Genomic DNA, 18,185 nt, shown 5'->3' with positions numbered 1-18,185 from the left:
TCGGTTCTGGATCCGCCCGAGGCCGCCTGATGGTTCCCATTAAACCACTCTGGAATTCAGTTGTTACCCGGTTTTCCAGTAGTGGATATGTGTACAGGGTTTGATGCAGGCGCGAGCTGCAGCGCTACCAGAAGCAGCCGGTAAAGCTGGCCAGGCAGAAGATCGCCGAGGTGCCGACATTGCAGCCGGGGACAGGGTCCCGGCGATAGAACGCCAGCAGCACGAGGCAAAGGACACCACTACCTCCGCCCCAGTCGATCGTGCTGACAGCCTGGAAAGACAGGCCGTATCCGGGAGGGCTCTGCTCCCAAAGCCAAGGATGACCTGGCAGGTCCCCAATCTGTCGCGTCAGGTAGAGCCCTCCTCGGATGCGGAATCAAGCGACTCAGTGCAGGGGATTGCCTCACTCACAAGGCTGCACAGTGCCCGAGGCAATGCCGGCCAGCGACCGGCCCGCATCAAGCAACGATGGTTGCGAACTTGTAGGCGACTCCGGGCCCGCCTTAAAGCCCGGCAATCAACGACGAGGAAAACCAATGGTACGCACGAGAGCTCGAATTCTCGTTCTGTCATCTGCGGTAGTCGCGTTGTGCTCGCTGGCGTCAATGCCAGTCGCTGCAGAGGCGGTTGAAGAACATGCCTTGCAGCTTGATCCGATGGAGCAATCCATTGGTGTGGTCACGGTTTGCGACCTGGGTGAAGTAACCGCCGCCATGGTCGCGCCGGGCCGATTGCCAGAGTCACCCGGCGGGGTGATCGCGAAGGCAACCGTTTCGACTGCTGTCACTGGCCATGAAAAAGAAGTGCTGCCCGGGGGTGTAGCTGGCTTGTCCGGCATCGGTATACGCGGTCCTACGACCAGTTAAGCGAATTGCTCTGACGAGCACGAAGCCGGAAAGGGCTTGCAAGTCAGGCCCTTTCTTCGGATTCGAAACACACCAACTTGGGATGCAGTCGAATGACCCTGGAAGAACTGCTGAGAAAGAAGAAGAAGGGCATCAGCCCGGTAAGCAAAAAGGAAGTTGAGATTCCCCTCACCTTCGTTGTCGACATCGGCCAGGAACGGGAGGACGGCGTCCATTTCATCATTCACCCAGCGCACGAGAACGGTGAAACCCTCGATTTTGTTGTGAAGGGAAATGAACTCACCCCGCTCTGATTCGCTTGGCGAGTGGAACGCCTATGTGGCTGCCGGCGCCGATCGGGAAGAGAGAAAGGCCAGGCTGGCGGAATGCCCGGACAAGTTGAAAGAAAACGTGACATGTCACGTTAAGACAGTTTTCGAATTACGCAGACGGAGCAAGCAATGCCAGAGCCAGAGAAACTCGAAATCCTCCTCCCGTGGCCCTTACCGGCGCTGAACCCGAATTCTCGGGGGCACTGGTCAAAGAAAGCCAGGGCCGCGGATATGTACCGCTACACCTGCAAGCTTGCGTCAATCGAGGCTATCCAGAAGAGCGGGCATGACACCGGCGCCCTGCAGGACTTGGTTAAGGCTGGCGGAGACATTCACGTGTTCCTGGATTTCTACCCGCCCAATCGTCGGGCGCGGGATGACGACAACATCATAGCGGCCTTCAAGTCTGGTCGGGACGGGCTGGCGGATGCGCTGAACATCGATGACCGGCACTTCCGGACGCACCCGTTCCTGCATCGTGACGAAGTTGTGCACATGGGTCAGGTTCGGGTGGTTGTTACCAGCAAAGCGCCGGATATCGGAAGCGCTTCCTAATTTTTCGGATGCCGTAAGCGAAAGGGATCCAAGAAAACTCCAATTTTTGACATGAGCGAGTGTTGGATAAGGGAAGGGAAGCAAAAAACCAGAAAAAGAAAACCCGGCTCAAGCGGTGCTGGAACACCTCGCCGGGTAATCAGTAGAGGAAATGATTATGACTGATCTGATATTAAGCAGCAACACCGCCCCGGTGACCATGAGCAGTCGGGAAATAGCGGAGCTCACTGGTAGTCGGCACGACAATGTAAAGCGCTCCGCCGAACGATTGGCCGCTGATCATATTTTAACCTCTCCATTGGAGGGGTTAGATTTTGAGCACCGCGGCAACGCCTACCAGGAGTATCGATTCAACAAGAGGGATTCCCTCGTTCTGGTTGCTCGACTGTCTCCTGAGTTCACCGCGGCTGTAGTCGATCGCTGGCAGGAACTGGAGGCAGGCAGCAACCGAATCCCGCAGACCCTTTCCGAGTCACTCCGGCTCGCCGCCGAGATGGCCGAGAAGAACGAGCAGCTAGCCCTGGCCAATCAGCAGCAGGCTGCCCAGATCGAAAGCTTGGAGAACCTATTCGTTGATGGCATGACCCCAACCGAGTTCGCCAAGCGGTTGAACGGTGTGAACTGCCAGAAGGTATGCCAGGCGTTATCCCAGCGGGGCTGGCTTTACCAGGACTTCACCGGAGGCTGGCGGGTCGCGTCCTACGCCCGGGACCGGTTCCTCACTGAACGCCAGAGCAATGTCCCCCGCAGCAGCGGCCAGGTCATGGTCCGGTGTACTCCCGTTCTGCTCCGAAAGGGAGCAATCCACATGCACAAGCTTTACCTCGAAAGGCAGTTACCGATGAAGAGCAGCTGGGATGGCCAGTTCACTCACGATAAATCATGGCAGGGGGCCGCTTAAGCCATGGGATCGATAGAGCTATTCGACAGGCCTATTGCCTTCCAGCGCGCATTCGTAGAGCTGGGGGTGGGCATAACAGGTGCCCTGATGCTTTCCCAGTGTGTTTACTGGCATGGCCGCACCTCGGATAAGGAAGGCTGGTTCTACAAGAGCCAGGCCGATTGGGAGGTTGAAACGGGCATGACTCGCAGGGAGCAAGAGACAGCCCGGAAACGGCTGGAAACCGCCAGCTTCCTGGAAGAGGAGCGTAAAGGTGTACCCGCCCGGCTTTTCTTCCGAGTGAACGTAGAAGCGCTGGAAGCCGCACTATCAAAGCTTTCTTCCAGAATGGCGGATTCCGCCAATCAAGAATGTACGAAACGTGCAACCAGTATGGCGGAAAGCGCCAATCAAGAATGTACGAACCCGACAGACTGTGATGGCGGAAAGAGCCAATCTATTACAGAGATTACTTCAGAGACTACCTCAGAGACTACGGCAGAAAAGATGTCCGGACCTGACCGGCCGGACGCAACCAGCCCCCCGTCCAAAGAAACAACTCCCGGATCCGGTGACAAACCCCCCAGGCCAGGAGCGGCCATCGAGAATGGACGATTCTGGGGAACGCAGGAGGATCTAGACCTTGCGGTCTGGATGTACGACACGCTGGCGGACCAGCTGGGGGAGGATCGCCCCAAGGCACCGAACTACTCACGGTGGGCAAACACGATCCGTCTGATGCGCGAACAGGACAAGCGTGAGCTCAGGCACATCAGGGCCCTGTACGCATGGTGCCGGGATCACAGTTTCTGGACTACGGTTGTCCAGTGCCCTGACAAACTCCGCGACAAGTGGTCCCAGCTGGCGATGCAGCGCAAGACTGAGCGCCGGAAGCCGGCAGCAGAATCCCGTGACGATCGGAACGCAGAGCTTCAGAGGATTCACCAGCAACGCACCGCAGGCCAATCAGGAGTTACCTATGAACACCAATGACATGGAAGAATTCGACCGGCTTTGGGCTGAGGCGCATGAGGTTTACGGCAGAAAACCGGAGCCCCGCGTGGTTTACATGGTTTTCCAAGCGCTCATCGCTTTCCCCATTGAAGATATCGAGAAGGCACTTTGCCGTCACCTCACAAACCCCGATACCGGACAATACCCGCCGAAGCCAGCAGACATCGTCCGTCTGATCCAGGGCAGCAGCCAAACTACCAGTGGCGAGGCATGGGCAAAGGTTGATCGCGCCATCCGCTGTGTGGGGAACTACCGCACCGTCGTCTTCGATGATCCCAAGATTCACGCCGCGATTGACCGCCTGGGTGGCTGGCAGAAGATCTCCCTGACTGAAGAGAAGGAATACCCATTTCTCCGGAACAACTTTTTGAAGCTTTACCAGGGCTTCACGGTCCAGCCTCCAGAGACCTTCCCACGGAAGCTGATTGGCACCTGTGAGCATGAGAACAGCCAGCACGATTCGTTCATGCGGGGCAGGTCAAAGAATGAGCCGGTGATGATTGGCGATCCTGAGCGGGCCCGTCTTGTTTACCAGGGCGGCGGTGAGCAGGGTGTTGCAAAGATCCGCCAGCAAGGCACCCAGGAGTATCTGGAATCTGCCATCGACAATCAGGTTAAACGTCTTGGGGGTGTTGCGTGAGCGGAAACCGTCTTTCGAAAACTCGGGCCCGCCAGGCCGCCAAGGAGTATATGAGTGGCGCAAGTCTCCGTGCCGAATCTGAAGAGCTCTCCGACAAACGACTGGCTGGCAAGTTTGCCTGTGGTGTCGCCACCATCAAGCGAGTTCGTGAGCACCTTCCGGTGGCCGTGCTCGATGAGGATGACCAGGAACTGATCCGCCAGTGTGTGGCCGAGCGATCGCGCATCGACAGCCAGCTCCCGAATCTGAGCAAGGTCTATCTGCGCCGTCACTACGATATAAGCGTTGAGGCCCTGGATCTCGAACTGGAGTTGGCGGGCTGGGAGGATCCCAGGCACAAGCGGAAGAATCAGGGAGCTGCTGCGTGAAGAGGCGTTCTGGCCCATCGCTCCGCCAGCAGCTCCGGCCCCTGGCAAAGTGCCCCGGATGCCACGGCCAGGGTGTAACGAGCGGCCTGTTCCACGAAATGCCCTGCCCTGACTGCAACGCTGGCGGAGTGGTGGACAAGGAGACCGGTGCCGCGCTGGCGGTGGATGACCTGGTGTTGCAGTTGAGGCTATGGCTGGCCAAGGCAATGCAGGATAACCGCCAGCTCAAGCGTCAGCTGGCGGACATGAAGGGAGATAGTAACGGTCGTGGCTATGGAGAAGGGCGAGGCCATGGCCCCATGGGTATGAAGTATCACGGGGACTGACTATGAACTTGGAAGAAGCACTTGAGGTGATCTCGGGAAACGGTAGCAAACTCCTAATCCCTGTAAAAATGGGGTTCTTTATCATGATTCGCCCTGTCGAACCCGGATCGTTCACAAAACCATCTGTGCCTTCAGAGCTGCGCGAAGGCAATGACTGGCTCCCAAGCTGTGACTTTGAGTGCCGTCTAGTTGAGGTGACCTCTGAAGGTTGGCGGCCACTTGAAAAGCTACAGGGGAAATGGGTTCAGTGGGGCGTTGAGCCCAACGACATTAACCGCGACACGTTCATGGTGGTGTAGGAATGCTGCAGAAGACCACACCAATACACTCGAAGAAGATCCGGGACGCGGCTCGCGGGCAACCGTGCACCCTGCAGATCGTTGGCGTCTGCAGCGGGGACTGGTCAACCACTGTTCTGGCTCACCTGCCTGATGAAAGCCACGGGATCGCCCGAAAGAGTGACGATCTGTCGGCCTGCTTTGCCTGCGATGCGTGTCACAGCGTCATCGACGGCCGGGCCAAGTGGCCGGCCATGGAGCGGGAGCACAAAGAGTGGTATTTCCGGAGGGCCCAGATACGCACCTGGCGGGCTCTTTTCGAGAAGAATATCTTCAGCATCAAGGGGGCTGCGTGAGCGACATCAAGGCCGCCGTGGCCTACCTACAGGAATACATGAACACCTACAGCCAGCAACACAGTTACGAGGCCTACCGGGCCGAAACGCTAATTGATGACGTCCTTTATGGGCTCGGAGTGGCGCTCGACAAAAAGTACAAGTACGCACAGGGCTACGACGAATTCAAGAAGGTGTTACGCGCACACCTGGAGGCCGAGTGAACTGGTTCGACATTCCCGGCCTCGTCTTCCTGCTGACGCTCGCTTTCACTTTGCAGCCGCGCAGGCGCTGGAGCCATTACTGTTTCGCGCTCTGCGTTTCGACCATTGCCGGCGTGATTGCGACCGGGCTGACTTTGATTGTTTGGGGGATCACTCGATGAAGCTTATTGGAATCACGGGAAAGGCCAGGAGTGGCAAGGACACGGCAGCCAGAGTGTTGATCGAACAGCGAGGGCTCATCAAGTATAGCTTTGCCGACCCCATGAAAGAGGGTGTCAAGGTTATGCTTGGGCTGACAGATGAGCATGTGAACGGTGACCTGAAAGAGCAGGTTGTCCCAGAGCTCGGCGTCAGTCCACGGCGAATCCTGCAAACCCTGGGTACCGAATGGGGGCGAGATATTATCCGCTCCGACCTATGGGTGGTTCTGGCTCAGCAGAAATGGGAGGCGATCAAGGCGGCGACAGACGGAACATTTCACGGAGGAATGATTGTCCCTGACGTGCGATTTGAGGATGAGGCGGCATTCATTCGGGATAACGGCGGCCTGCTTATCCACATCGAACGAAAAGGCGCTCAGGAGATCGAGGGGCACGTTTCAGAGGCTGGTGTCGAATGGAAGCGTGGCGACACCAGGATATGCAACAACGGCAGCCTGAGTGATCTGAGGCGCTTCGTGCTTTGGGCAACAAAGTAAGAGATTGGATAGAGGATGGGTTCAATGGCAGAGCAAAACAGAAAAACGCCAAATCAGCGCCGCGCCAGGGAAGCAGCCGAAAGAGAAGTTGACCGCTTCATTGCCTACCTGCAGGGACTGGACACGATAGACCAGATCGCGCACCAGGGCCGGAGCATCATGGGTATGTGGGCTGACTTCGAGGGAAGACCGCCGTCCGGATCCGGGTTCAGCGGTTTCTGCATGCTGGCGGACAAACTGGAGAAGATCCGATTCCGTCACGTCCCTGAGGAATTCGCCCGGGCCTATGACCGGTTAAGTCGTATGGCCAGAATATCCCAGAAGCAGGTAGAGGCGCTTTGTGTTGATCGATTCTATAGAGGCCGGACCAAGGTGGCCATTGACCCATTCACCGAACAGCGACTTGAGATCCGCTGGAATGACGCTGCTTGCGGCCAGCTCCTTGGGTGCACCGCGAAGGTTTTCCAGCGGCGAGTGACAAAGGGCTATTCACAGCTGCAATTGATGATGGGTTACCGGGAAAAGGAAGCTGCCTAACACTAGATGTTGACATCAGGGGTCCAGCAGATACACTATTTGCTAACTGGTCAAAATGACCTCGAAAGAAACCGCCCTCCTCCCAGAGCTGGCGGTTTTTTTATTGCCTGTCCATAAACCGCCTGATACGCCCGCCTCCGAGCGGGCTTTTTTATGCCTATGAATCGCCAACTGCTCAGAACACAGCTGGAACGCCATGAAGGGCTCCGCCTCAAGCCGTACCTCGACACCGTTGGAAAGCTTACGGTCGGTTATGGACGCAACCTGGAAGACGTAGGAATCAGTCGTGACGAAGCCGATTTCATGCTGGATAACGATATCGACCAGGTAGAGCGCCAGCTCAACACCGTGGACGAGTATCAGGGTCTCGATCCGATCCGTCAGGCGGTGCTGGCCAACATGGCGTTCAATCTCGGCTTCAGGGGCCTGATGGGCTTCAAGAACATGTGGGCAGCCATCGCCAATCAGGATTGGCAGTCAGCGGCACGGGAGATGCTTTCCTCGAAGTGGGCCAAGCAGGTTGGAGATCGGGCCGTTGAGCTTGCCTTCATTATGCGCACCGGGAGTGCGCAGGATGGATGAAGTGTCCGACCGTCGCGGATGGCACATAAACAAGGGCGTCGATCTGATCCACATCGTCACTACCGGCGTCTTGCTGATTGGCGGGCTCTGGTTCCTGGCGGAGCAGAACACTCGCATCAGCAACCTTGAGTTGAGCTATCGCCACATGCAGCAGCTGAACATGGCCGAGCAGGACCGAACAGAGAAGAAGTTCGACGACCTCAAGACCGATCTCCGGCTCATCAATAGCAAGCTGGACCGGCTCATCGAGAGTGAATCCAGTGGCCGATGAACACCCTGACCCAGGCCGGTGGTGGAAGCACCGCCGGCGCGGCTACTACTCGGGTATGTGCTGGGCCCTGGTTCAGACGGTTCTCTGGATCGCCCTCGAGTACCACCGGCCCGGGATAATACAGGCCATGGGTGTGGTTATCGGCTGGTCCTATGGCATAAGCGCAACCCTCATCATCAGTTACTTCGGCAACAACATCGCCGAGGCCTGGGCGGGCAAGGTGAAGCAATGATTCCATTCGGGCCGAAAGTAAAGCTGGCCGTTGTTGCTGTGGCCATCCTGGCTATCGGCTATTCCGGCTGGATGGCGAGAGGCTGGTTTGAGGACAGCAAGGACCTGGCGGCCATGGAGGCTCAGAAGGCACTGGCCGACGAGATCCGCTCTGACATGGGTCAAGTCGCGCGTACCGTCGAGGACCAGCTGAAAGGGCTGAAGGCCAATGAACGCATCATCGACAGGGGCATCATTCGTGAGATTCAAAAGCCTGTATTCCGCAACGTGTGTATTCCTCCTGGCGGTGATGCTTTCGGGCTGCTTCGTTCAATCGCCAATGGTGAAGCCCCCGGAAAGCCTGATGACGAAGGTTCCCAAAACACTACCCCCGCTGACTGACGGCACTGGCCAGGACGTTGTACTGACTATGAGCGAATGGGGTAACCAGTACCACGAGTGCCGGATCCGCCAGCATGGCTTAGTGGACGCAATCCTTGAGGCATACGAGTGAACGATCACCAGGTTACTGAGCTCATCGAGGCTATCCGCCAGCAGACAGATGCCATCAATCGACTGGCCAGCAGCAACGCAGCGCTGGTTCAGGCAATGGCAGAGGCCGAAGGGTTGGATGAGGAAGACCAGGCGCCTGATACCTATCTCGATGGCGCTCCATGCCGCTGAGGACGGCCAAGCCCTGCAGGTCAAAGCTATGCCACCAGACCACAAGGGAGAAGCACGGCTATTGCGAGGAGCACGCTGACCAGGCCAAGAGCTGGACGCGAGGCCGGGCAGGCAGGGGCAGAGGTGGCCGGCCATGGCGCCGGCTGCGGGAACAGGTGATGCAACGTGATCGCTACCTGTGCCAGCCATGCAAGCGAGCGCGATTGGTGACGCCGGCGACTGAGGTCGACCACGTTATCCCTGAGGCTGAGGGCGGCCCCACGGTCGCCAGCAACCTTGAGTCCACCTGCCACCCCTGCCACCAGGTCAAGACCCAGCGGGAGGCTCTGAGGGCCCGCGAGCGGGACGCCGGAGGCCCCGGGGGTGGGTAAATTTCTGCCACCCTGCCCAGCGGACACCGCGCCCTCAGTCACTTTTTTTTGCGTGAGAAATAACGAACTTTTTCCAGAGAGGCCCGATGACCAACGCAGCACCGGTTCGAGCCTCCGGCGGAGGACGTAAGCAGAAGACTCAGAGTCAGCACAAAAGCTCGCTGACTCGCATCGCGCCACCCGATGAACTGATCGACGACATGGCCGTCCGGATCTGGAAGACGCAATCCAAGATCCTGATTCAGCGCGGGACCTTCGAGCTCGAAGATGCACCCCTACTGGTGGCTTACTGCAACTCATTCGCCTACATGCTCCAAGCCGAGCAGGAGATCGCGGAACAGGGTCTGGTGGTGCCGACCTCTGACGGCAGTATCAAGAAGTCACCATTCGTGGGAGTGCGTAACGACTGTATAGCCCAGCTGACCCGCACCGGCTCGCTGCTGGGACTGGATCCGCTTACCCGCCTTAGGATGCTGGGGGCTGGTGGAAGCAATGGCAACGGAGATAGCGGGGTCAACGAATTCGACGAGTTCGACTGATCTATGAGTACCTACCCTAATGTGAACGCGGCGCAGAAGTACGCCCGCGATGTGGTAGGTGGCCGGATCGTGGCCTGCAGCTACGTGAAGGCGGCTTGCGCCCGCCACCTCAACAACCTGAAAGCCGCGAAGGCCAAGAGCTACCCGTACCGATTTGACCGGGACAAGGCAGAGCGGGCCTGCAAGTTCGTCCAGCTTCTGCCCCACACCAAAGGCGAGTGGGCCCGAGGCAACCAGAGAATAAAGCTTGAACCCTGGCAGCTGTTCAGCTTCGCCATGGTGTTTGGCTGGGTCCGGAAGAAGGACGGCTTCCGCCGCTTCCGTGAAGTCTACGAAGAGGTTCCCAGGAAGAACGGCAAGTCCATCAAGGTGGCCGGCGCCGGCCTGTATTCCTTCTGTGCCGATAACGAATACGGTGCCGAAGTGTTCTGCGGTGCCACCAGCGAGAAGCAGGCCTGGGAGGTGTTCCGCCCTGCCCTTAAGATGGCCCGGAAGCTGCCCAACCTGCGTAAGCGTTTCGGCATCGTGCCCTGGGCAAAGAAGCTCGAACGCACCGATGGGAGCGTATTCGAACCGGTGATCGGTGACCCGGGTGACGGCTCGAGCCCCTCGATGTCGATCGTGGATGAGTACCACGAGCACCCGGACTCACGACTCTACGACACGATGATCACCGGCATGGGTGCCCGATCGCAGCCCCTGATGTGGGTTATCACGACGGCGGGATTCGATATCGCCGGCCCGTGTTACGAGATGCGCGAGCGGGCGATCGAGATGCTGGAGGGAACCAGCCAGGACGACGAGCTATTCGCGATCATCTACACGATCGACGCCGGCGACGACTGGACCACCGACGAGGCCATTCTCAAGGCCAACCCCAACGCCGGGGTTTCGGTAAAGCTCGATTACCTGAAAAGCCAGCGCGACAAGGCAGTCGCCAGGGCCCGCCTGGCGAACAAGTACAAGACCAAGCACCTCAATGTGTGGGTCTCCTCGAAAGAGGGGTTCTTCAACATGGAGGACTGGAAGAAGTGCGAGGACCGGTCGCTGACCATCGACCAGTTCCGGGGTGAAGACTGCATCCTTGCTTTCGACCTGGCCCGCAAGCTGGACATGAACAGCATGGCCCGCCTGTTCAAGAAGGTTATTGACGGCAAGACGCACTACTACTGCGTCAGCCCCCGTTTCTGGGTACCGGAGGACACCGCCTTCGACGGCGAGGACCGGCGACTCAGTGAACGTTACCAGGGCTGGATTGAGTCCAAGCACCTGGACGCGACTGACGGCAGCGAGGTGGATTACCGGGAAATCCTGGAATGCGCCAAGGAAGCCAACCTGGAAACACCGGCGCAAGAATCACCGATCGATCCGCACGGCGCGACCAACCTTTCGCACCAGCTGGACGACGAAGGCCTGAACCCGATCACGATCGTCCAGAACTACACCAACATGTCGGACCCCATGAAGGAGCTCGAGGCGGCGATCGTCTCCGGCCGCTTCCACCATGACGGCAATCCGATCATGACCTGGTGCGTGGGAAACGTGGTTGGCAAGTTCCTTCCCGGCAATGACGACGTGGTGCGCCCGATCAAGCAGGGCGATCACAACAAGATCGATGGCGCGGTGGCTTTGATCATGGCCATTGGCCGAGCGCTGGCGGCCGCACAGGTGGGCGAGAGCGTGCTCGATACCCTTTCCGACGACGACATCTTGGTGATGTGAATGCGCAATATCCTTCTGGACATCCTGGGCCTTCTCGGTTTCGGGTTGCTGAACTATGGCCTTTACCTGCGATTTGGCCTCGCTGATGCCCTGATTTGTGCTGGTGGCTTGTTGCTGGTGATGGCTCTATTTGCTGCCCGCGCTGCAAAGCGGAATCCATCTCCACCAGACCCCAAAAATCCGCCGAAGCGGCCATAAGGAGAGAGCATGCTCATTGACAGTCTTTTCTCTCCCCCGGCGTCTCGCTCCTCCTTGGAGGATCCCAGCACTCCGCTGACGGGCCAGAACCTGGCGGAATACTTCGATACCAACATCGGCATTGATGTTAACAACCAGTCTGCGATGACGCTCTCGGCCGTGTATTCCTGTATCTACGTGCTGGGCTCATCACTCGGCCAGCTGCCCCTGCACGTGATGCGCAAGAGGGGCGACAACATCGAGGCCGCCAAGGATCACCCGGCGTACTGGCTTCTTCACGACGAGCCTAACGAGTGGCAGACGAGCTACAAGTGGCGGGAGACAAAGCAGGCCCATGTTCTTGGCTGGGGAAACGGATACACCCAGACCATACGCAGACCCAGCGGGGAGCTTCGCGAACTGGTCACCCGCAGACCCTGGCAAACCCAGCTGGTCAAGAACGGCAACCGGTGGTTGTACGCGAATAACGACGAAGACGAGGGCAGCCGGGCTATTGCCCTCGAGGACATGATTCACGTCCGCGCCCTGGGCTCCGATGGCCGCACCGGGAAAAGCCTGATACGCCAGCACGCTGAAACGATCGGCCTGGGGCTGGCGGCCCAACGATATGGCAAGGACTTCTTCACCGGTGGCGGTCGGCCTACGGGCTTGGTGAGCGTAAAGAATGACCTGCAAAAGGATAGTTGGGAGCGGCTGAAGACTGCCTGGAATAACGCTGTATCAAAGCTGAAGTCGAGCGATAACAAGACTCTGATGCTTCCGGCGGATCTCGACTACAAGTCGATCACCATTCCGCCCGAAGATGCCCAGTTCCTGGAAACCCGCAAGCTTAACCGCTCAGAGGTGGCCGGCATCTTCAATGTGCCAGCCCACATGATCAACGATCTGGACAAGGCCACGTTCTCCAACATCAGTGAGCAGGCCATCCAGTTCGTCCGCCACACCATGATGCCCTGGGTTGTGAACTGGGAGCAGGAGATTAACCGTCGCGTGTTCACCAGGGCCGAACGCGCTGCGGGCTATTACTGCAAGTTCAACCTCGCCGGCCTGCTCCGCGGTACCGCCAAAGAGCGGGCAGAGTTCTACCACGCCGCAATAAACGACGGCTGGATGGATCGCAACGAAGCCCGCGTGCTCGAGGACATGAATCCCCGGGACGGCCTTGATCAGATGCTTGTCAGCGTCAACGCCCAGCCGCTCAGCGCGCTGAACGAGAACCCCAACGACGACGAGGGAACCACCTCATGAGCGAAGTAGAGAAGCGCGCCCTTCTGTGTGAGGTGCGTGCCGAAGAAAACGAGGAAGGCCAACCGGCCCGCATCATTGGACATGGCGCCGTATTCAATAAGCGCAGCGACATGATCCTGGGCATGTTCAAAGAAGAGATCGCCCCGGGCGCCTTTGATGACGTGCTGGGTGACGATGTTCGTGCCCTGTTCAACCACGACCCCAACTTCGTGCTGGGCCGCACCCGCAGCGGAACACTGGAACTCTCGGTGGACGCCGAGGGGTTGCGGTATGAGATCAACCCGCCAGACACCCAGTCCGTCCGGGACCTGGTTCTGGCGCCACTGACCCGCGGGGACATTACCGGATCGAGTTTCGCTTTTCGCGTCGCTCCCGATGGCGACGAGTGGCGGGAAGAGGAGGACGGCCTGATCGTGCGCACCATCCAGCGTTTTAGTCGCCTGCTCGATGTGTCGCCGGTGACCTACCCGGCTTATCCGGATGCGGGCGCTGCTAAGCGCTCCCTCGAAGCCCGTTGTGCCGAGATTCAAGATCTGGCCCAGCGAGCTGTAAATCAGCGCCGCGCCCGCGAGCGCTTCCTTGAACTCATCCACGCCTGAAACCAAAACATCGCCCCGGAGGGCTGAACACCATGAAACTTCATGAACTGAAGCAAGCTTACAACGAAGTCGCCCGGAACATGCGCAACCTGCATGACAATATCGGCGACACCACCTGGACTGACGAACAGCGCAGTCAGTGGAGTGAAATGAAACAGAAGCTCGACGGGTTCGACGCTCAGATCAAACGCGAAGAAGAGCTTCGCGATGCTGATCAACGTTTCGTTGAAGAGCATGAGGAAGAGCATCGTGAAGGTCAGGAACGCGAAGAACGTGGCGGTGAATCCATTGACGAGCAGCGTGCTCAAGCCTTCGACGCGTTCCTGCGTCAGGGTATGCAGGAGATCAGTGCCGAGCAGCGCCAGGTTCTGAGGGAGATGCGTGCCCAAGGCACCTCTCCCGACGAAAAAGGCGGATACACGGTGCCGACCGAAATGCTTAACATGATCTACGAGTCCATGAAGGACTACGGCGGACTGGCCAGCGTGGCGCAGATCCTGAACACCGAGAATGGTCAGCCGATCGAGTGGCCAACCAGTGACGGAACTGCTGAAGAGGGCGAGCTTCTTGGCGAGAACACCGCCGCGACAGAGGGTGACGTGGCGTTTGGCATGGAAAACCTGGGCGCGAAGAAGCTCAGCTCTAAAGTCATTCGCGTTTCCAACGAGCTGTTGAACGACAGCGGCATTAACATTCAGGCATTCCTTGCCGGCCGGATCGGTCAGCGCCTGGGCCGCGGTGAAGCGAGATATCTGGTTCAAGGAACTGGCGCCGGCACTCCCGAGCAGCCGAGCGGTCTGGAAACTTCAGTAACTGCAACCACTACTGCCGCGAGCTCCAGTGAGTTCACCTGGCAGGAAGTGAACGCTCTGATTCACAGCATCGATCCGGCTTATCGCCGGGCTGCGAACTTCCGACTTGGCCTCAACGACAACACGTTGAAAATGATGACCGAGATGGAAGACCTCCAAGGTCGCCCGCTCTGGTTGCCAGCTGTGTCTGGTGCAGCTCCGGCAACCATCCTGAACGTGCCTTACTTCATCGACCAGGGTATCGCCGATATCGGCGTGAACAATAAATTCATGTATGGCGGCGACTTCAACCAGTTCGTGATTCGCCGCGTGCGATATATGGTCCTGAAGCGCCTGGTAGAGCGTTACGCCGAGTTCGACCAGACCGGCTTCCTCGCCTTCCACCGCTTTGATTGTGTACTGCAGGACGCGGCAGCGATCAAGGCGTTGCAAGGCGCTGCTACCTGATCCACTGGGCCGCCTGCTGGCGGCCCTTAACTTGAAGGAGCAACCATGCTCGAGCTGGATATTATCAAGCAGCACGTCCGGCTCGAGCTGGACGAAACCGAAGAGGACGCGCTCCTCGAAACCTACTCAACCGCTGCGCAACGCATGGTCGAGAACCATACCGGCCGTAATCTGTATGCAACGGCGAATGAGATCCCCAAGGATCCTGAGACCGACGAGGTAACCGACGAAGACGCCCTGGTTCTGGATGACGACATCACAACTGCAATGCTTCTGCTGATCGGGCACTGGTACACCAACCGGGAAAGCGTCGTTGTCGGAACCATTACATCGGAATTGCCGATGGCCGTAGAGGCCCTGATCAGCCCTTACCGCCACTTCCACTTTGCTTAAGAGGACAACCTCATGGCACGGAAATCCAATAAAACCCAGCAGGCGAAAGCCACAACCCAGCCTGAGGCCAATTCGGAAAAGGTTGAGCAGCCTGATACCGCCGCGCAGTCTGCACCTGAAACCGGAAGCCCGGATCAACCTGAAGCCAACAACCAACCGGAGGCTGACCCGGAAAAGCTCGAGCAGCCTGAAGCTGGATCACCGTCTGAGGACGGAACCGAAAGCCCGGATCAGTCTGATGCCACAGCCCAGCCGGAGGCCAATTCGGAAGCGGGCACAGCTGACGATAAGGGAAAGGATTCCAGCGGAAAAGCCGGCGAGCCATCGAAGAAATCCAGCGCCAAAACCACTGGAGGTATGGTCGACGCCATCCTTAAAACCCGGCACTGCCGTGGCGGAATCTGCAAGGAAGCTGGCGAAACCATGCGTATGACTCGCGGCGAGTACGAGCGCCTGAAGAAATACGGCCGGGTAGAGTGATATGAGGGCTGGCAAGCTCCGCCACCGAATCACCATCCAGAAGCCTGCCCAAGTGCAGGATCCGACAACCGGTGAGATGGGGCCTGGATGGGAGACCGTTAAATCGGTCTGGGCGGAAAAGCGCCCCTCCAGCGCCCGCGAGTTCAAGCAATCCCAGGCCGGCCAGTCAGAAATCACAGGTGAGTTCCAGATCCGTTACCGCGAAGGCATCGACGCGACCATGCGGATATTGCACAAGGGCAAGGTTTACAACATCGAAGGTGTCCTGGAGGACAACGAGAGCGGCCGGCAATGGCTGACTTTGCCCTACAGTGAGGGCGTCAACGATGGCAGCTGATGGCATCAGCTATGAGCTCAACGGCCTGCCAGAGCTACTCGGTAAGCTGGACGCCCTTGACTTCGATATGAAGCGAAAGGGCGGCCGTTTTGCGCTGCGTAGGGCTGCTCAGGTTCTTCGGGATCAGGCCAAAGATAATGCCGACCAGGTAGACGATCCCCGCTCACCGGAAAAAATCTCAGAAAACATCGTTGAGCGCTGGTCCGGCCGAACCTTCAAGAAGACCGGCAACATGATGTTCCGCGTTGGCGTTATGGGTGGAGCTGGCGGAAGCGCTGACTCTTCCGCTCTGGAAGGTAACCCCGGTGGGGATACCCGACATTGGCGACAGCTTGAGTTCGGCAACGAGAATATGGCGGCTCAGCCCATATTCCGCCCGGTACCAAATCAGGTCGGCCAACGGGCCACCGACGAATTTGTTCTTCAGTACGGTAAGAAGATCGATCGGGTTCTGAAACAGGCGAGAAAGAAGGCGGCAAAATGATCTACACCGTCAAGAACACCACCATGGCCGGCCGCCCTGTGAAGGCTTTTGTAAACGGGAATGAGATTCCCGGCGCCTACTATGCGGACACCGATCGCGGAATCCTGAAGTTCTACCCGCAGCCGGCCCGCATCAAGAAACCCGAGCGAGACCAGGCATACACCAGGACGCTGCGTGGAACTGTCACCGTTGAGCCTGTGGGGAGCGACCAATGAACCCGCCGATCTTCCAGGTTTGTGCAGCGGACACCAGTGTCACCGCCCTTCTCGGCACTGGTCCAGTTCGACTATTTCCGTTTGGTGAGGCGCCCCACGGCGTGACACTGCCATATGCAGTTTGGCAGACCATAACCGGCCTGCCAGAGAACTACTTGGGCCAAACACCAGATATAGATCAGTACACCATTCAGATTGACGTGTATGCCGATCGTGGAAGCGCTGCCCGGGAGGTAGCCGAATCGCTCCGAAACGCGATTGAGCCACACGCTCACATCGTAGGGTGGAACGGCGAAAGCACAGATCCTGACACCGGCCATAAGCGATATGGATTCGACGTGGACTGGTTTGTCCACCGATAAACGAGCAACCAATGCCCGCCAATGAGCGGGCTTTTTTATGCCCTGGACTCGTCGAGATGACGCTCTATAGGGCTCCCTTTTCCAATCCCGCCGTGAGGCGGCACGTTCCCATAGAGAGGATTTTGTCATGAGCGTATTGGCCCAAGGCACCCACGTCTTCTTCCTGGACACCTCCGGCGGTACACCGGTCGTTACCCGGGCAGAGTGCGCAACCAGCTTGACCCCGGGCGGTGACCCGGCAGACCAGATCGAGGATACCTGCCTCGAGGACTTTGAGCGTTCTTACCAGTCCGGCCTGCGGACACCAGGCCAGGCAACCATGGGGATCAACGCGGATCCGAAGATGGCCAGCCATCTCACGCTGTACAACCTTTCCCGTATGAATCCCAGCCCGAAGATTCCCTGGGCAGTTGGCTGGTCCGATGGTGAAGGTGAGCCCGGTTATGGTAGCCCTGTGAAATCTGTCAGCGTTGATGCTGGCGGCACTGGATACGGCTCCCCGACAGTGACCTTTTCGGACCCTGAAGATTCTAATGGTGTGAAGGCTGAGGGCACCGTTGAAACTGATGGTGATGCCGTCACAGGAATCACAATAACCAACCCAGGTTCCGGCTATCGCTCCGCGCCAACCGTCACCATCAGCGGTGCGGGCTCGGGTGCGACAGCAACAGCAACTCTGGGCGACGTCGACCTGGTTTGCCCGGACTCCCGGACATGGTTCAAGTTCCGCGGTTACGTCTCCGACTTCCCCTTCGATTTCAGCCAGAACACTGTTGTGACCACGGAGGTCAGCATTCAGCGTTCTGGGAGCTCCCAGTGGATTAAGAAGGCAAGCACATGAATCTAACCCTTGAAACACTCAGCGAGATGGGTGCCTTCACAGGCGCCCCAGTTGAAAAGGAAATAACCTGGAAACAGGGAAAGAAGGAACTGACTGCCACCGTCTATGTTCGCCGCCTGTCCTATCGAACTGCTGTATCCGATATCCAGGCAATGAAGAACAACTCTGACGCGGTTGCTGGCCGAATCGCCGCGAGCATCTGTGACGAGAAGGGGAAGCCGGTATTTACACCAGAGGACATCACCGGCGACGCAGACCCTGATCGTGGGGCTCTTGATGGAAATCTCACCATGGCTCTGCTTTCCGTCATTGGGGAGGTGAACGAGCTGGGAAAGACCAAGAGCTGACCGAAGAGCAGG

34 protein-coding genes are annotated in these 18,185 nt (G+C 58.2%); all 34 read left to right on the top strand.

All coding sequences use genetic code 11. The features are described from left to right. The first annotated feature begins 536 nt into the window (after nt 1-536). The 34 genes from MDG893_RS10795 to MDG893_RS10640 all read left to right on the top strand — a co-directional run bounded on the left by MDG893_RS10795 (nt 537) and on the right by MDG893_RS10640 (nt 18,173). Complete coding sequence (locus tag MDG893_RS10795) at nt 537-866, top strand: hypothetical protein (RefSeq protein WP_157132817.1); 330 nt, start codon at nt 537-539, stop codon at nt 864-866. Nucleotides 867-958: 92 nt separating this feature from the next. Then, nucleotides 959-1,159, top strand: coding sequence for a hypothetical protein (locus MDG893_RS10790; protein ID WP_007153820.1), 201 nt, complete (start codon nt 959-961; stop codon nt 1,157-1,159). Nucleotides 1,160-1,306: 147 nt separating this feature from the next. Next, a complete protein-coding gene (locus tag MDG893_RS10785; RefSeq protein ID WP_007153819.1) occupies nt 1,307-1,732 on the top strand; it encodes a hypothetical protein in 426 nt (141 codons plus the stop codon). A gap of 157 nt (nt 1,733-1,889) precedes the next feature. Further along, a complete protein-coding gene (locus MDG893_RS10780) occupies nt 1,890-2,633 on the top strand; it encodes a Rha family transcriptional regulator (protein ID WP_007153818.1) in 744 nt (247 codons plus the stop codon). Between the two features lie 3 nt (nt 2,634-2,636). Then, a complete protein-coding gene (locus MDG893_RS10775; RefSeq protein ID WP_007153817.1) occupies nt 2,637-3,605 on the top strand; it encodes a hypothetical protein in 969 nt (322 codons plus the stop codon). Next, the gene (locus MDG893_RS10770; RefSeq protein WP_007153816.1) at nt 3,592-4,266 is read left to right on the top strand and encodes a DUF6475 domain-containing protein; all 675 of its coding nucleotides are present in this window, start codon (nt 3,592-3,594) and stop codon (nt 4,264-4,266) included. Before MDG893_RS10775 ends, MDG893_RS10770 begins: the two co-directional genes overlap by 14 nt. 50 nt (nt 4,267-4,316) lie before the next feature. Beyond that, on the top strand, nt 4,317-4,634 hold the full coding sequence (locus tag MDG893_RS10765) for a hypothetical protein (protein WP_007153815.1): 318 nt from the start codon (nt 4,317-4,319) through the stop codon (nt 4,632-4,634). Further along, entirely contained in the window at nt 4,631-4,960 is a 330-nt protein-coding gene (locus MDG893_RS10760) for a hypothetical protein (RefSeq protein WP_007153813.1), read from the top strand. Before MDG893_RS10765 ends, MDG893_RS10760 begins: the two co-directional genes overlap by 4 nt. 2 nt (nt 4,961-4,962) lie before the next feature. Next, on the top strand, nt 4,963-5,259 hold the full coding sequence (locus tag MDG893_RS10755) for a hypothetical protein (protein ID WP_007153812.1): 297 nt from the start codon (nt 4,963-4,965) through the stop codon (nt 5,257-5,259). 2 nt (nt 5,260-5,261) lie between these two features. Next, the gene (locus tag MDG893_RS10750) at nt 5,262-5,594 is read left to right on the top strand and encodes a nuclease domain-containing protein (RefSeq protein WP_007153811.1); all 333 of its coding nucleotides are present in this window, start codon (nt 5,262-5,264) and stop codon (nt 5,592-5,594) included. Next, a complete protein-coding gene (locus MDG893_RS10745; protein WP_007153810.1) occupies nt 5,591-5,797 on the top strand; it encodes a hypothetical protein in 207 nt (68 codons plus the stop codon). The genes MDG893_RS10750 and MDG893_RS10745 overlap by 4 nt, the downstream gene beginning before the upstream one ends. After that, nucleotides 5,794-5,958: a hypothetical protein gene (locus tag MDG893_RS20945; protein WP_157132816.1), complete on the top strand. Its 165-nt coding sequence runs from the start codon at nt 5,794-5,796 to the stop codon at nt 5,956-5,958. The genes MDG893_RS10745 and MDG893_RS20945 overlap by 4 nt, the downstream gene beginning before the upstream one ends. Continuing rightward, nucleotides 5,955-6,494, top strand: coding sequence for a deoxynucleotide monophosphate kinase family protein (locus MDG893_RS10740; protein WP_007153809.1), 540 nt, complete (start codon nt 5,955-5,957; stop codon nt 6,492-6,494). The genes MDG893_RS20945 and MDG893_RS10740 overlap by 4 nt, the downstream gene beginning before the upstream one ends. 24 nt (nt 6,495-6,518) lie before the next feature. Then, nucleotides 6,519-7,031 carry a hypothetical protein gene (locus MDG893_RS10735; RefSeq protein WP_007153808.1) on the top strand — a complete coding sequence of 171 codons (513 nt, stop codon included), beginning with the start codon at nt 6,519-6,521 and terminating at the stop codon, nt 7,029-7,031. A gap of 153 nt (nt 7,032-7,184) precedes the next feature. Then, on the top strand, nt 7,185-7,613 hold the full coding sequence (locus tag MDG893_RS10730; RefSeq protein ID WP_208855193.1) for a glycoside hydrolase family protein: 429 nt from the start codon (nt 7,185-7,187) through the stop codon (nt 7,611-7,613). Next, complete coding sequence (locus MDG893_RS10725; RefSeq protein WP_007153806.1) at nt 7,606-7,884, top strand: hypothetical protein; 279 nt, start codon at nt 7,606-7,608, stop codon at nt 7,882-7,884. The genes MDG893_RS10730 and MDG893_RS10725 overlap by 8 nt, the downstream gene beginning before the upstream one ends. Beyond that, nucleotides 7,874-8,116: a hypothetical protein gene (locus MDG893_RS10720; RefSeq protein ID WP_007153805.1), complete on the top strand. Its 243-nt coding sequence runs from the start codon at nt 7,874-7,876 to the stop codon at nt 8,114-8,116. The genes MDG893_RS10725 and MDG893_RS10720 overlap by 11 nt, the downstream gene beginning before the upstream one ends. Then, nucleotides 8,113-8,496 carry a hypothetical protein gene (locus MDG893_RS10715; protein WP_007153804.1) on the top strand — a complete coding sequence of 128 codons (384 nt, stop codon included), beginning with the start codon at nt 8,113-8,115 and terminating at the stop codon, nt 8,494-8,496. The genes MDG893_RS10720 and MDG893_RS10715 overlap by 4 nt, the downstream gene beginning before the upstream one ends. A gap of 108 nt (nt 8,497-8,604) precedes the next feature. Continuing rightward, nucleotides 8,605-8,778, top strand: a complete 174-nt coding sequence (locus tag MDG893_RS20935; protein ID WP_007153803.1) for a hypothetical protein — start codon at nt 8,605-8,607, stop codon at nt 8,776-8,778. Next, nucleotides 8,769-9,149: an HNH endonuclease gene (locus MDG893_RS10710; protein ID WP_007153802.1), complete on the top strand. Its 381-nt coding sequence runs from the start codon at nt 8,769-8,771 to the stop codon at nt 9,147-9,149. The genes MDG893_RS20935 and MDG893_RS10710 overlap by 10 nt, the downstream gene beginning before the upstream one ends. A gap of 86 nt (nt 9,150-9,235) precedes the next feature. Next, the gene (locus tag MDG893_RS10705; RefSeq protein WP_007153801.1) at nt 9,236-9,688 is read left to right on the top strand and encodes a phage terminase small subunit P27 family; all 453 of its coding nucleotides are present in this window, start codon (nt 9,236-9,238) and stop codon (nt 9,686-9,688) included. Nucleotides 9,689-9,691: 3 nt separating this feature from the next. Further along, entirely contained in the window at nt 9,692-11,410 is a 1,719-nt protein-coding gene (locus tag MDG893_RS10700; protein WP_007153800.1) for a terminase large subunit, read from the top strand. Beyond that, nucleotides 11,411-11,608 carry a hypothetical protein gene (locus MDG893_RS10695; RefSeq protein WP_007153799.1) on the top strand — a complete coding sequence of 66 codons (198 nt, stop codon included), beginning with the start codon at nt 11,411-11,413 and terminating at the stop codon, nt 11,606-11,608. It begins immediately after the preceding gene. A 9-nt stretch (nt 11,609-11,617) separates the two neighbouring features. Then, nucleotides 11,618-12,856 carry a phage portal protein gene (locus MDG893_RS10690; protein ID WP_007153798.1) on the top strand — a complete coding sequence of 413 codons (1,239 nt, stop codon included), beginning with the start codon at nt 11,618-11,620 and terminating at the stop codon, nt 12,854-12,856. After that, nucleotides 12,853-13,455: an HK97 family phage prohead protease gene (locus MDG893_RS10685; RefSeq protein WP_007153797.1), complete on the top strand. Its 603-nt coding sequence runs from the start codon at nt 12,853-12,855 to the stop codon at nt 13,453-13,455. The genes MDG893_RS10690 and MDG893_RS10685 overlap by 4 nt, the downstream gene beginning before the upstream one ends. A gap of 32 nt (nt 13,456-13,487) precedes the next feature. Beyond that, nucleotides 13,488-14,714 (top strand): phage major capsid protein, encoded by a 1,227-nt coding sequence (locus tag MDG893_RS10680; protein ID WP_007153796.1) that lies wholly within the window; start codon nt 13,488-13,490, stop codon nt 14,712-14,714. Nucleotides 14,715-14,759: 45 nt separating this feature from the next. Then, on the top strand, nt 14,760-15,107 hold the full coding sequence (locus MDG893_RS10675; protein WP_007153795.1) for a head-tail connector protein: 348 nt from the start codon (nt 14,760-14,762) through the stop codon (nt 15,105-15,107). Between the two features lie 12 nt (nt 15,108-15,119). Continuing rightward, a complete protein-coding gene (locus MDG893_RS10670; RefSeq protein ID WP_007153794.1) occupies nt 15,120-15,587 on the top strand; it encodes a prolipoprotein diacylglyceryl transferase in 468 nt (155 codons plus the stop codon). A gap of 1 nt (nt 15,588) precedes the next feature. Continuing rightward, a complete protein-coding gene (locus MDG893_RS10665) occupies nt 15,589-15,924 on the top strand; it encodes a phage head closure protein (RefSeq protein WP_007153793.1) in 336 nt (111 codons plus the stop codon). Then, nucleotides 15,914-16,408: an HK97-gp10 family putative phage morphogenesis protein gene (locus MDG893_RS10660; protein WP_007153792.1), complete on the top strand. Its 495-nt coding sequence runs from the start codon at nt 15,914-15,916 to the stop codon at nt 16,406-16,408. The genes MDG893_RS10665 and MDG893_RS10660 overlap by 11 nt, the downstream gene beginning before the upstream one ends. Continuing rightward, on the top strand, nt 16,405-16,623 hold the full coding sequence (locus tag MDG893_RS10655; protein ID WP_007153791.1) for a hypothetical protein: 219 nt from the start codon (nt 16,405-16,407) through the stop codon (nt 16,621-16,623). Before MDG893_RS10660 ends, MDG893_RS10655 begins: the two co-directional genes overlap by 4 nt. Beyond that, the gene (locus tag MDG893_RS10650; RefSeq protein ID WP_007153790.1) at nt 16,620-16,985 is read left to right on the top strand and encodes a DUF3168 domain-containing protein; all 366 of its coding nucleotides are present in this window, start codon (nt 16,620-16,622) and stop codon (nt 16,983-16,985) included. The genes MDG893_RS10655 and MDG893_RS10650 overlap by 4 nt, the downstream gene beginning before the upstream one ends. Before the next feature lie 127 nt (nt 16,986-17,112). Next, nucleotides 17,113-17,826 (top strand): phage tail tube protein, encoded by a 714-nt coding sequence (locus MDG893_RS21405; protein ID WP_007153789.1) that lies wholly within the window; start codon nt 17,113-17,115, stop codon nt 17,824-17,826. Next, nucleotides 17,823-18,173, top strand: a complete 351-nt coding sequence (locus MDG893_RS10640; RefSeq protein ID WP_007153788.1) for a phage tail assembly chaperone family protein, TAC — start codon at nt 17,823-17,825, stop codon at nt 18,171-18,173. The genes MDG893_RS21405 and MDG893_RS10640 overlap by 4 nt, the downstream gene beginning before the upstream one ends. Nucleotides 18,174-18,185 lie beyond the last annotated feature (12 nt).

Origin of the sequence: Marinobacter algicola DG893, from assembly GCF_000170835.1 — a bacterium.
Taxonomy (GTDB): domain Bacteria; phylum Pseudomonadota; class Gammaproteobacteria; order Pseudomonadales; family Oleiphilaceae; genus Marinobacter; species Marinobacter algicola.
This window is presented reverse-complemented; position numbering and strand designations above follow the sequence as displayed.

Coding starts and splice junctions, on each gene's coding strand:
- MDG893_RS10650 (WP_007153790.1), top strand. CDS start 16,620: ATGAACCCGCCGATCTTCCAGGTTTGTGCAGCGGACACCAGTGTCACC.
- MDG893_RS10755 (WP_007153812.1), top strand. CDS start 4,963: ATGAACTTGGAAGAAGCACTTGAGGTGATCTCGGGAAACGGTAGCAAA.
- MDG893_RS10750 (WP_007153811.1), top strand. CDS start 5,262: ATGCTGCAGAAGACCACACCAATACACTCGAAGAAGATCCGGGACGCG.
- MDG893_RS10695 (WP_007153799.1), top strand. CDS start 11,411: ATGCGCAATATCCTTCTGGACATCCTGGGCCTTCTCGGTTTCGGGTTG.
- MDG893_RS10660 (WP_007153792.1), top strand. CDS start 15,914: ATGGCAGCTGATGGCATCAGCTATGAGCTCAACGGCCTGCCAGAGCTA.
- MDG893_RS21405 (WP_007153789.1), top strand. CDS start 17,113: ATGAGCGTATTGGCCCAAGGCACCCACGTCTTCTTCCTGGACACCTCC.
- MDG893_RS10780 (WP_007153818.1), top strand. CDS start 1,890: ATGACTGATCTGATATTAAGCAGCAACACCGCCCCGGTGACCATGAGC.
- MDG893_RS10790 (WP_007153820.1), top strand. CDS start 959: ATGACCCTGGAAGAACTGCTGAGAAAGAAGAAGAAGGGCATCAGCCCG.
- MDG893_RS10710 (WP_007153802.1), top strand. CDS start 8,769: ATGCCGCTGAGGACGGCCAAGCCCTGCAGGTCAAAGCTATGCCACCAG.
- MDG893_RS10725 (WP_007153806.1), top strand. CDS start 7,606: ATGGATGAAGTGTCCGACCGTCGCGGATGGCACATAAACAAGGGCGTC.
- MDG893_RS10685 (WP_007153797.1), top strand. CDS start 12,853: ATGAGCGAAGTAGAGAAGCGCGCCCTTCTGTGTGAGGTGCGTGCCGAA.
- MDG893_RS10640 (WP_007153788.1), top strand. CDS start 17,823: ATGAATCTAACCCTTGAAACACTCAGCGAGATGGGTGCCTTCACAGGC.
- MDG893_RS10700 (WP_007153800.1), top strand. CDS start 9,692: ATGAGTACCTACCCTAATGTGAACGCGGCGCAGAAGTACGCCCGCGAT.
- MDG893_RS10665 (WP_007153793.1), top strand. CDS start 15,589: ATGAGGGCTGGCAAGCTCCGCCACCGAATCACCATCCAGAAGCCTGCC.
- MDG893_RS10775 (WP_007153817.1), top strand. CDS start 2,637: ATGGGATCGATAGAGCTATTCGACAGGCCTATTGCCTTCCAGCGCGCA.
- MDG893_RS10785 (WP_007153819.1), top strand. CDS start 1,307: ATGCCAGAGCCAGAGAAACTCGAAATCCTCCTCCCGTGGCCCTTACCG.
- MDG893_RS10770 (WP_007153816.1), top strand. CDS start 3,592: ATGAACACCAATGACATGGAAGAATTCGACCGGCTTTGGGCTGAGGCG.
- MDG893_RS10795 (WP_157132817.1), top strand. CDS start 537: ATGGTACGCACGAGAGCTCGAATTCTCGTTCTGTCATCTGCGGTAGTC.
- MDG893_RS10715 (WP_007153804.1), top strand. CDS start 8,113: ATGATTCCATTCGGGCCGAAAGTAAAGCTGGCCGTTGTTGCTGTGGCC.
- MDG893_RS10730 (WP_208855193.1), top strand. CDS start 7,185: ATGCCTATGAATCGCCAACTGCTCAGAACACAGCTGGAACGCCATGAA.
- MDG893_RS10680 (WP_007153796.1), top strand. CDS start 13,488: ATGAAACTTCATGAACTGAAGCAAGCTTACAACGAAGTCGCCCGGAAC.
- MDG893_RS10675 (WP_007153795.1), top strand. CDS start 14,760: ATGCTCGAGCTGGATATTATCAAGCAGCACGTCCGGCTCGAGCTGGAC.
- MDG893_RS10735 (WP_007153808.1), top strand. CDS start 6,519: ATGGCAGAGCAAAACAGAAAAACGCCAAATCAGCGCCGCGCCAGGGAA.
- MDG893_RS10740 (WP_007153809.1), top strand. CDS start 5,955: ATGAAGCTTATTGGAATCACGGGAAAGGCCAGGAGTGGCAAGGACACG.
- MDG893_RS10690 (WP_007153798.1), top strand. CDS start 11,618: ATGCTCATTGACAGTCTTTTCTCTCCCCCGGCGTCTCGCTCCTCCTTG.
- MDG893_RS10765 (WP_007153815.1), top strand. CDS start 4,317: ATGAGTGGCGCAAGTCTCCGTGCCGAATCTGAAGAGCTCTCCGACAAA.
- MDG893_RS10705 (WP_007153801.1), top strand. CDS start 9,236: ATGACCAACGCAGCACCGGTTCGAGCCTCCGGCGGAGGACGTAAGCAG.
- MDG893_RS10655 (WP_007153791.1), top strand. CDS start 16,405: ATGATCTACACCGTCAAGAACACCACCATGGCCGGCCGCCCTGTGAAG.
- MDG893_RS10670 (WP_007153794.1), top strand. CDS start 15,120: ATGGCACGGAAATCCAATAAAACCCAGCAGGCGAAAGCCACAACCCAG.